The sequence below is a fragment of the Micromonospora sp. DT4 genome, assembly GCF_049841675.1.
Taxonomy (GTDB): domain Bacteria; phylum Actinomycetota; class Actinomycetes; order Mycobacteriales; family Micromonosporaceae; genus Micromonospora.
On the sequence record NZ_JBNCKT010000477.1, the window covers coordinates 1 to 269 of the forward strand.

Here is a 269-nt window from a genome sequence, read left to right on the forward strand (position 1 = left end):
GGCGTGCCCGGCGGTGGCCATCTTCTTCAGCGCCTCGAACACGGCCCCGGACGACGGGGCGCCGATCGCCCGGGTGATCTCGCCGACTTTGAGAATCTGGTCGGGGTGGTCGGCCAGGTGCAGGGCCACCTTCCGGTACAGGTAGCCGGACCGGCCGGAGGCGGGCTCCGCGGTGGGCGTGCCGTCCGAGGTCGGGTTGTTCTGCGGTGCGCCGGCCTGGGGGGCCGGTGGGGTTGGTGTGGTCATGGTGATGCCTCGATTCCAAGGTC

Annotated in this window: 1 pseudogene; it reads right to left on the minus strand. The window is 71.4% G+C overall.

Going from position 1 to position 269, the window contains the following annotated elements:
• Positions 1 to 246, minus strand: a pseudogene (locus ACLQ24_RS30595) (AAA family ATPase); the annotation flags it as partial.
• Between the last annotated feature and the right edge of the window lie 23 nt (positions 247 to 269).